Origin of the sequence: Coprococcus intestinihominis (assembly GCF_040096555.1) — a bacterium.
Lineage (GTDB): Bacteria > Bacillota > Clostridia > Lachnospirales > Lachnospiraceae > Coprococcus_A > Coprococcus_A intestinihominis.
In genome coordinates, this window is the sequence record NZ_JBBMEK010000137.1 from 1 (window position 1) to 8,531 (window position 8,531).

At 46.4% G+C, this 8,531-nt stretch carries 12 protein-coding genes and 1 tRNA gene; all 13 read left to right on the forward strand.

The window, feature by feature from the left end; genetic code table 11:
• Window positions 1-185: 185 nt before the first annotated feature.
• The 13 genes from WMO25_RS10910 to WMO25_RS10970 all read left to right on the forward strand — a co-directional run bounded on the left by WMO25_RS10910 (window position 186) and on the right by WMO25_RS10970 (window position 8,475).
• Window positions 186-262: transfer RNA gene (locus WMO25_RS10910), tRNA-Arg, on the forward strand.
• Between the two features lie 569 nt (window positions 263-831).
• Entirely contained in the window at window positions 832-1,035 is a 204-nt protein-coding gene (locus tag WMO25_RS10915; RefSeq protein ID WP_223385014.1) for a hypothetical protein, read from the forward strand.
• A complete protein-coding gene (locus WMO25_RS10920) occupies window positions 1,032-1,961 on the forward strand; it encodes a DUF6017 domain-containing protein (protein ID WP_349085354.1) in 930 nt (309 codons plus the stop codon). Before WMO25_RS10915 ends, WMO25_RS10920 begins: the two co-directional genes overlap by 4 nt.
• Before the next feature lie 6 nt (window positions 1,962-1,967).
• The gene (locus WMO25_RS10925) at window positions 1,968-2,795 is read left to right on the forward strand and encodes a ParA family protein (RefSeq protein WP_002304313.1); all 828 of its coding nucleotides are present in this window, start codon (window positions 1,968-1,970) and stop codon (window positions 2,793-2,795) included.
• Entirely contained in the window at window positions 2,752-3,678 is a 927-nt protein-coding gene (locus WMO25_RS10930; protein WP_002304314.1) for a ParB/RepB/Spo0J family partition protein, read from the forward strand. The genes WMO25_RS10925 and WMO25_RS10930 overlap by 44 nt, the downstream gene beginning before the upstream one ends.
• 8 nt (window positions 3,679-3,686) lie before the next feature.
• Window positions 3,687-4,214 (forward strand): hypothetical protein, encoded by a 528-nt coding sequence (locus WMO25_RS10935; RefSeq protein WP_002304315.1) that lies wholly within the window; start codon window positions 3,687-3,689, stop codon window positions 4,212-4,214.
• A 54-nt stretch (window positions 4,215-4,268) separates the two neighbouring features.
• Window positions 4,269-4,910: a DUF3846 domain-containing protein gene (locus tag WMO25_RS10940; RefSeq protein ID WP_002588969.1), complete on the forward strand. Its 642-nt coding sequence runs from the start codon at window positions 4,269-4,271 to the stop codon at window positions 4,908-4,910.
• A gap of 10 nt (window positions 4,911-4,920) precedes the next feature.
• Window positions 4,921-5,232 (forward strand): DUF5720 family protein, encoded by a 312-nt coding sequence (locus WMO25_RS10945; protein ID WP_002304317.1) that lies wholly within the window; start codon window positions 4,921-4,923, stop codon window positions 5,230-5,232.
• 36 nt (window positions 5,233-5,268) lie between these two features.
• Entirely contained in the window at window positions 5,269-5,751 is a 483-nt protein-coding gene (locus tag WMO25_RS10950; protein WP_002304320.1) for a PcfB family protein, read from the forward strand.
• Window positions 5,751-7,502, forward strand: a complete 1,752-nt coding sequence (locus WMO25_RS10955) for a VirD4-like conjugal transfer protein, CD1115 family (RefSeq protein ID WP_002588968.1) — start codon at window positions 5,751-5,753, stop codon at window positions 7,500-7,502. Before WMO25_RS10950 ends, WMO25_RS10955 begins: the two co-directional genes overlap by 1 nt.
• A 12-nt stretch (window positions 7,503-7,514) precedes the next feature.
• Window positions 7,515-7,835 carry a hypothetical protein gene (locus WMO25_RS10960; protein ID WP_002304332.1) on the forward strand — a complete coding sequence of 107 codons (321 nt, stop codon included), beginning with the start codon at window positions 7,515-7,517 and terminating at the stop codon, window positions 7,833-7,835.
• A gap of 5 nt (window positions 7,836-7,840) precedes the next feature.
• On the forward strand, window positions 7,841-8,233 hold the full coding sequence (locus WMO25_RS10965) for a helix-turn-helix domain-containing protein (RefSeq protein WP_002304334.1): 393 nt from the start codon (window positions 7,841-7,843) through the stop codon (window positions 8,231-8,233).
• Window positions 8,234-8,316: 83 nt separating this feature from the next.
• On the forward strand, window positions 8,317-8,475 hold the full coding sequence (locus tag WMO25_RS10970; protein WP_005929973.1) for a Maff2 family mobile element protein: 159 nt from the start codon (window positions 8,317-8,319) through the stop codon (window positions 8,473-8,475).
• Window positions 8,476-8,531: the final 56 nt, after the last annotated feature.

Here is an 8,531-nt window from a genome sequence, read left to right on the forward strand (position 1 = left end):
CATAAAACGGTTACCGAACCAAAGTGGCAAAAACCCAGTGTTTAAGCCAAAAATCGGTAATGTCCTCTTAGTTTAACGGATAAAACAAGCGCCTCCTAAGGTTGCGTTACAACGGCCACCTCAAAAAAAACTAAATAAGGGATTGCAGTTCGACTTTGATCGGGCTATAATCATATATCAGACACGTCCATATAGCTCAGCTGGATAGAGCACACGCCTCCTAAGCGTGGGGTCGGAGGTTCAAATCCTCTTATGGACGCCAGTGAACAACGCCGAAAGCCTTTGTTTTCAAGGGTTTTCGGCTTTTCTTATATAAAAAGCTACGAAAAAGCTCTTTCACTGTATGAGATAAAATTCTACTCCAAAATTTGATTTTTGACAACCCCTCCAGAATCGAACGGTTGTTATAAGACAAAATCGCCAGCTAATTTTTAGCAGAAAACGGGCTGTTCTTGCTAATGAAAATGCCCTTCCTGCTAATCAGCCCCAAAATCGTGCCAAAAATCCAGCTAATCAAAAAAGGCGGATGTTTTGAATACCATGCAGTTATAGCAGATAAAATTAAATATCGTTATGTACATAGAGCGTCTATTTGCCCCGCATTGGGGATGGATAGGCGCTCTTTTTTTATGCCCAAACCCATGGGCAAATACAAGAGATTGGAGGTGTTTTATTTGAGCAAGCCTGTTTATACCGCAGACAAGCCGAGCGACTGTCATTACTGCTACTTCTGGACGAATGGCAGAAAGGGCTGCCGTCTGGGTAGAAATAATTGCTACTACTTAATCTCTTTGCCGCCGAAACCCAAGTCGGAATGTGATGGCTGTCCCTATGGGCGAGATCACCCGTGCATTGGTTGGTGTACGAAGAAGGTTATGCGTGAAGTGGGGCTTCGTTGATATGGATGTGTATGAACAGGAATACCGCTTCTACTATTTTGCCCGATGTCCTTACGAAAAGACGGATACGACTTTCCGCAGCATTCCGCTGACAACAGAAAGTTTTCCGCAGAAAGAAGGTGGTGAAGCCGTGTGAGTTTTGATTATTTTTACGGTCAGCAATCCGATCTATTCACATTCTATCGAGTTCCGAAGGTGTTGTTCACGAACGAGAGGTTCTGGAATATTTCTGCCGATGCCAAGATGCTGTATGGCATTTTGCTTGACCGCATGAGCCTGTCTGCCAAGAATGGTTGGATAGATAAAAACGGTAGAGTGTATATCATTTTTACAATCGACGAAGCGAAGATGGCTCTGAACTGTGCTGAACAAAAGGCTATCAAGCTGCTCAGTGAACTTGAGAAGAAAGCAGGATTGATTGAACGTAAGCGCCAGGGTTTGGGAAAGCCCAACCTGATCTATGTGAAGAACTTTATCTCTGCTGTGGATTCACAACTCTTGAATTGTGAAAATCACAATTCTGGAACAATGGAAATCACAACTCAAGAACTTCCGAAATCACAATGTAATAATACTGATATTAAAAATACTGAATTTAGTGATACTGATTCTATCTTTCCTTCCGGAAATGGTGGAATGATGGACGAGAATGACCGGTATCAAGAATACTTTGATCATTTCTCGGATCAGCTTAGTATGGATTTGTTGAAGAAGGATTACCCTTACGATTCCGAAATGCTGGATAACATTCTGGAGTTGATCGTTGAAACAGTTTGCACGAAGCGACCGTTGATTCGCATTGGTGCAGAGGAGCGTCCGGCAGAAATTGTCCGCAGTCGGTTTATGAAACTGAATGCCGAACACATTCGATATGTTATGGACTGCTTCAAGGAGAACACCACAAAGATTAGAAATATCCGTCAGTATATGCTGACTACGATATACAATGCGCCGACGACAATAGACACCTACTACGATGCTCTTGTTCGGCACGATATGTCACACGGATATTTGGAAGGAGGATTTAAGAAATTGAAAATGAAGCGAGAGGAAGGAGAGTGACGATAAATGTCGAAAAAAGCAACCATCATTGCGGTGGTCAATCAGAAAGGAGGCACTGGAAAGACCACCACCACCGAGAATCTGGGCGTTGGCTTGGCTCTTGAAGGAAAAAAGGTGCTTCTGGTAGACACCGATCCCCAGGCTTCCCTGACGGTCAGTTTGGGCAATCCCTGCCCGGATGATCTGTCTCCGACACTTTCCGATCTGATGGGAAAGATTATGATGGAAAACCCTATTACTCCCGATGAAGGGATTCTTCATCATCCGGAGGGCGTTGATTTGGTGCCGTCCAACATCGAACTCTCAGGTATGGAGGTAGCACTGGTCAATGCCATGAGCCGGGAAACCATTCTCCGGCAATACCTGGATACAGTCAAACAGAATTATGATTACATTCTTCTTGACTGTATGCCGTCTTTGGGTATGCTGACCGTCAATGCGTTGGCAGCTGCCGACAATGTGCTGATACCGGTTCAGGCAGCATACCTTCCTGCAAAGGGTCTGGAACAGCTGCTTGGAACCATCAACAAGGTCAAGAGGCAAATCAACCCGAAACTGAGGATTGAAGGGATTCTTCTGACGATGGTGGACAGCCGCACCAACTACTCCAAAGACATCAGCAATCTGATTCGGGAGAGCTACGGCGGAAAGCTGAAGGTTTACAAGACCGACATTCCCCGCTCTGTCCGTGCAGAGGAAATCAGCGCAGAGGGAACCAGTATCTTCAAGCATGATCCCAAAGGCAAAGTTGCCGAAGCCTATAAAATTCTGACGAAGGAGGTGTTAAACAATGCAGAAAAAAGGCGCAAACATCAGCTTGAAGGGGTACGATGATATTTTCTCCACCGATCAATCCAGAGCTGAAGCCCAGCAGGAGCGTGTGCAGGAAATTCCGCTTTCTGAGCTACACCCCTTTGAGGGACACCCCTTCCGTGTGGTTGATGATGAAGAAATGATGAAAACGGCAGAGAGCGTCCGAGATTTCGGAGTTCTCACTCCTGCGATTGTCCGTCCTGACCCCGACGGTGGTTATGAAATCGTTTCTGGTCACAGGCGGCACCGGGCATCGGAGCTTGCGGGTAAGGAAACCATGCCTGCGATTGTTCGTGACCTGGACGATGATGCAGCCATTATTTTGATGGTTGATGCGAATTTGCAGAGGGAGAGTATCCTGCCGAGTGAAAGAGCATTTGCTTATAAGATGAAGCTGGATGCGATTAAACATCAAGGTCAACGCACCGATTTAACTTCATCCCAAGTTGGGATGAAGTTGCAGGCAATGGATATAGTCGGTCAGGAGGCAGGAGAAAGCAGAAATCAGGTACACCGTTATATCCGTCTGACCGAACTGATTCCGGAACTGCTGGATATGGTAGATACGGGTCAGATCAAATTCAATCCTGCGGTGGAGCTTTCCTATCTGGCAAGTGAAGAACAGAAGGATTTTCTTTCTGCAATGGATTATGCTCAAGCAGCTCCTTCCCTTTCGCAAGCACAGCGAATTAAAAAGCTCGCACAGGAGGGCGAGTGTACGCTGGATGCGATGTGCGAGATTATGAATGAAATCAAGAAGGGAGAGCTGGACAGAGTAACCTTCAAAACGGATTCGTTGCGAAAATACTTCCCGAAGTCCTATACCAACAAGCAGATGGAGGATAAAATCATTCAGCTTTTGGAGCAATGGCAGAAAAAAAGAGAAAAATCAATGGAAAGGTAAGGTAAAAAATGTTTACACCCAAAAACATTCAGGGCGCTTTGGAAGAACTCTACGACCTTTGCGATCCTGATTATATGGTAGATATGCTCGTAAACTACAGTGAGGAGTTCGATGATATTTCTCCTGCGCTTCTGGCAAAGTCGTTTCAGAAAAATGCCGAGATGATTAGCGAGTATCGAGTATTGTCCTCTGCTGGTGAGGGTATCGACTATCAGGGAAAGGTACTTCTGAACAGCAGAGCCGTGCGGCTTCTGTCCTATGTAGAAGATATGAGCGGCGATGAAAAAGTTCGCACGATTCAGAGCAAGGAGCTGTGGTTAGCAGAAGATATGACATTCTATGTGGTGTCCTGTATGTCTACGATCACGATGGACAAGGAAGAAGCCATTTGTCTTAACGAACACCGCAGCGTGGTTACTACGGTGGAATGCGAGGACGATATTTTCTTCGACATGGGTTCCCTGATTTGCGAACTGGACGATATTTGCTTGTTCGAGCTTTTAGCCGATGTGGATGCGACTATTTATGAACTGTAACAGGTTCATGGATGGTCGCTTTTCTTATTTCCAAAGAAACGGAGGTATCGAAACTTGAAAGAATACGATGTGAAGATCACCGAAACCTTGGAGAAAACGGTTACGGTGCAAGCAGAATCTCACGATGCGGCAGAGGAACAGGTTAGAGCCGCTTATTACAATTCGGAGTACATTCTGGACTCCGAAAACTTTACCGGTGTTGCGTTCGGCACGACCGAGGAACGGGAGGTTCAGAAAGAACAGGCAGATACCATGAATGTGTTGCTGGTAAAGCCGTTCATGTATCCGCAGGCTGTGCAGATCGGCTGTGAGCTGGAGGATTTGCAGAAAGCCGTAGGTGGCGATATTGAGGCAACTTATCCGTTCAATGAGCCGGTTGCACTGGTGATGCACGACGAAGGTAAACTCGTAGGCAAAGAACTGAACCGTGCGCTGCGTGATGATGACGGCGATATTTATGACATTATCGCCGGTGATTTTCTGGTTGTGGGATTGGGCGAGGATGATTTTTGTTCTCTGTCCCCGGAACTGATGAAGCAGTTTGAGGAACACTTTCATCAGCCTGAGACTTTTGTACGCATGGGGCGCAGCATTATGGCGCTTCCCCTGCCGGATGACATGGTGAAGAAAGAAGATGCACCTGTCAAAGCTGATTCGGTTCCCCACAAAAGTAACCCTGACCGAGATGTTCTGTAAGGAGGTTCTTATGCAAAGAAATTCGACGATTGGAGAGCTGATGGAGCGAAAGCGGATTCAGGATGGTGCCAAGGAGTACCAGGGACATACCTATATGGACTTGGCACGATTTGATGACGCCACCAAGCACATGATTATTTTCGATGTGCTGACCGATGAATCGCCTGTCGGTTGGAAAGGCGAAAGAAATCGCCTGTATTTGAGCGATGTGGGTTATCAGAAGGCTCTGGATAACCAGAAAGCTGGCAATATCAAGATTATCAGCCATGCCGCAGTTGCCAAGGGCAATCTGTATTACGACCACAGAGATATGGCACGATAATCTGTTCACTCTACTGCTTGCAGGAGGTGATGAATCATGCAGGAAGAAGTTGAAAACAGAACAGTAAACCTGGCGATCAGCACAACCAAGCTGACGGGGCGCACTATCATTGCCGGTATCCGCAAGTATTTGCAGCACCGGGAAAAAGTGAAGATGAAAAAGGCACGAGACCCTGCCGTTCATGGAAAGCAATCCGTGAAACAGCTTTTGGGACAGAATCAGGGTGCTACGAATGTTGAGATCGACAAAGAGAGTATCCGTGATTTTGAAAAGCTCGCCAAGAAGTATGGCGTGGACTTTGCCGTAAGAAAAGATAAGTCCGTTGATCCTCCCCGGTTTCTTGTTTTTGTCCGTTCTAAAGATGCAGATGCTTTGGATGCAATCTGCAAGGAACATCAGGCAAGGGCATTAACCAAGAATGAAAAGCCGAGCGTTCTGGCGCAGCTGAAGAAGTTCAAGGAAATTGTCGCAGCGATTCCGAAGAAGGTTCGAGAGAAGAAACAGGAGCGTGATCTGTGATGGATAAGAGAAAAATGAAAAAGCTCCTGATTCTGAATTTACCGTATTTTCTGGTAGGGTTGTTCGCTACGAATTTAGGAGAAGCATGGAGATTGGCTGAGGGGGCAGATTCATCTGCGAAAATCCTCAGCTTTTTTCATGCCCTTCCGATAGCCCTGAACAATCCGTTTCCCAGCTTTCACCCGTTGGATTTGCTGATTGGTATTCTCTGCGGCGCAGGACTTCGGCTGGCTGTCTATCTAAAAGGCAAAAACGCAAAGAAGTACCGACACAATGTTGAGTACGGTTCTGCTCGTTGGGGAACGGCAAAAGATATTGAGCCGTTTATTGCACCAAAGTTCGAGGACAATGTGATCCTGACGAAAACGGAGCGGCTGATGATGAGCAATCGCCCGAAGAATCCTGCCAATGCCCGAAATAAGAATGTTCTGATTATCGGCGGTTCGGGTTCCGGTAAAACTCGCTTTTGGTTGAAGCCAAACCTTCTCCAGATGCACAGTTCCTATGTGGTCACTGACCCGAAAGGCAGCATCGTGATTGAGTGCGGCAACGCCCTTTTGAAGCATGGCTACACCATCAAGATTTTCAACACCATCAACTTTCAGAAGTCGATGCACTATAACCCATTTGCCTATATCCATTCAGAAAAAGACATTCTGAAACTGGTGACAACGCTGATTGCCAACACAAAGGGTGATGGAAAAGCCGGTGATGAGTTCTGGACGAAGGCGGAAACGCTGCTCTACTGTGCCTTGATCGGATATATCCACTATGAAGCTCCGGTTGAGGAACAGAATTTCTCCACCCTGATTGAGTTCCTGAACGCAATGGAGGTGCGGGAAGATGATGAGGAGTTCCAGAACCCGGTGGATCTGATGTTTGAAGCCCTGGAAAAGAAAAAGCCGAATCACTTTGCAGTCCGTCAGTATAAAAAATACAAGCTGGCTGCCGGCAAGACCGCTAAGTCGATTTTGATTTCCTGCGGCGCTCGTCTGGCTCCTTTTGATATTCAGGAGGTCAGAGATGTGACTGCCTATGACGAGTTGCAGTTGGATACTCTCGGAGATAAGAAAACGGCGCTCTTTCTGATTATGTCAGATACGGATGCGACGTTTAATTTTTTGATCTCCATGATTTACACACAGCTGTTCAACTTGTTGTGCGAGAAAGCAGATGATGTGTACGGCGGCAGACTGCCGGTTCATGTGCGCTGCTTGATTGATGAGATGGCAAACATCGGTCAGATTCCCAATCTGGAAAAACTGGTAGCGACAATCCGAAGCCGTGAAATATCGGCTTGCCTTGTTCTCCAGGCACAATCACAGCTGAAAGCCATTTATAAAGACAATGCCGATACCATCATCGGCAACATGGATTCCCGAATTTTCCTGGGTGGATCTGAGCCAACCACGCTCAAAGAACTGAATCAGGCATTGGGAAAAGAAACTATCGACACCTACAACACCTCCAACACCAGAGGTAACAGCCCGTCTTACGGCTTGAATTATCAGAAGTTAGGCAAAGACCTTGCGAGCGTAGATGAGCTTGCGGTTCTGGATGGCAGCAAGTGTATTTTGCAGTTGCGTGGTGTCAGACCGTTTCTTTCTGACAAGTACGATCTGACGCAGCACCCCAATTATAAGTACACATCAGACTTTGATAAGAGAAATGAGTTCAACATTGAGCAGTTTCTGAGTCGAAGGTTGAAGCTCAAGGCAGGTGATGAGTTTGTGGTAGTCGATGCGGATTAAGGAGGTTTCTGTTTGGAAAATCTGAAAACGGTATCTGCCCTGGTTAAGAACATCTTGGAACACGACCACAAGGCAAGAAATACCGACAATCATTTGTACCTGATGGTACTGGAACACTATTCCGGTCTGCGTGGCATCGACATTCATGCCATGACGGTTCCTGTGTTTTTGAAGGAACTGGATAGACGCAGCTTTCCGGGGTTTGAAACTGTCCGCAGAAGCAGACAGAAAGTGCAGGCAACCTACCCTGACCTTGCTCCCAGTGAAGCCGTAGGCAAGCGCAGAGCAAAAAATGAGGTTGTATATCGAGAATTTGCAGAAAGCGAGGTGTAAAAAAAATGACTTGGTGGATCACGGATACCTCTATTGGGCAGCGATTGAAGTTCGTTAGACGATTTCGCCGCCTTACCCAGAAAGAGCTTGGACTCCTGATGGGGTATTCCGAGAAAACAGCGGATGTCCGTATTGCTCAGTATGAGAAAAACGCTCGAACCCCTAATGCAGAAACCACAGCGAAACTCGCAGAGGTTCTGAAGGTTTCACCTGTCGTTTTTTCACCGACAATCTGTGCTTCTCGTGAAGATTTGTTGCAGTCAATGTATTGGCTGTTTCTTATGAAAGGTGGTGGTGATATATATGATTGTGAAACTGAATATGCAAGAAGCAGAATGGAACAGAAACTTGGCGTGATAACCGTCGAGGAGTTCCTTGAAAAGATTCTCGTAAACTAAGCCTTCCGTCCGGTTTTGATGCCGGTAGTACGGAGGGCTTTTTCTATTCTCAAAACAATTTCAAATTTTAGGAGGAAAATATTATGGCATTTTTCAATAGCGCAGTAACCGTTCTTCAGACTCTCGTTATCGCTCTGGGCGCAGGTCTTGGCATCTGGGGTGCAATCAATCTGCTTGAGGGCTACGGCAACGATAACCCCGGCGCAAAGTCCCAGGGCATGAAGCAGTTCATGGCTAATTAGTTGGAACAAAAAACGAAAGGAAAAGCACAATCCAGACGGTATCAGCGGCAGGCTAC

Coding starts and splice junctions, on each gene's coding strand:
- WMO25_RS10915 (WP_223385014.1), top strand. CDS start 832: ATGGGCGAGATCACCCGTGCATTGGTTGGTGTACGAAGAAGGTTATGC.
- WMO25_RS10925 (WP_002304313.1), top strand. CDS start 1,968: ATGTCGAAAAAAGCAACCATCATTGCGGTGGTCAATCAGAAAGGAGGC.
- WMO25_RS10930 (WP_002304314.1), top strand. CDS start 2,752: ATGCAGAAAAAAGGCGCAAACATCAGCTTGAAGGGGTACGATGATATT.
- WMO25_RS10935 (WP_002304315.1), top strand. CDS start 3,687: ATGTTTACACCCAAAAACATTCAGGGCGCTTTGGAAGAACTCTACGAC.
- WMO25_RS10945 (WP_002304317.1), top strand. CDS start 4,921: ATGCAAAGAAATTCGACGATTGGAGAGCTGATGGAGCGAAAGCGGATT.
- WMO25_RS10950 (WP_002304320.1), top strand. CDS start 5,269: ATGCAGGAAGAAGTTGAAAACAGAACAGTAAACCTGGCGATCAGCACA.
- WMO25_RS10955 (WP_002588968.1), top strand. CDS start 5,751: ATGGATAAGAGAAAAATGAAAAAGCTCCTGATTCTGAATTTACCGTAT.
- WMO25_RS10965 (WP_002304334.1), top strand. CDS start 7,841: ATGACTTGGTGGATCACGGATACCTCTATTGGGCAGCGATTGAAGTTC.
- WMO25_RS10970 (WP_005929973.1), top strand. CDS start 8,317: ATGGCATTTTTCAATAGCGCAGTAACCGTTCTTCAGACTCTCGTTATC.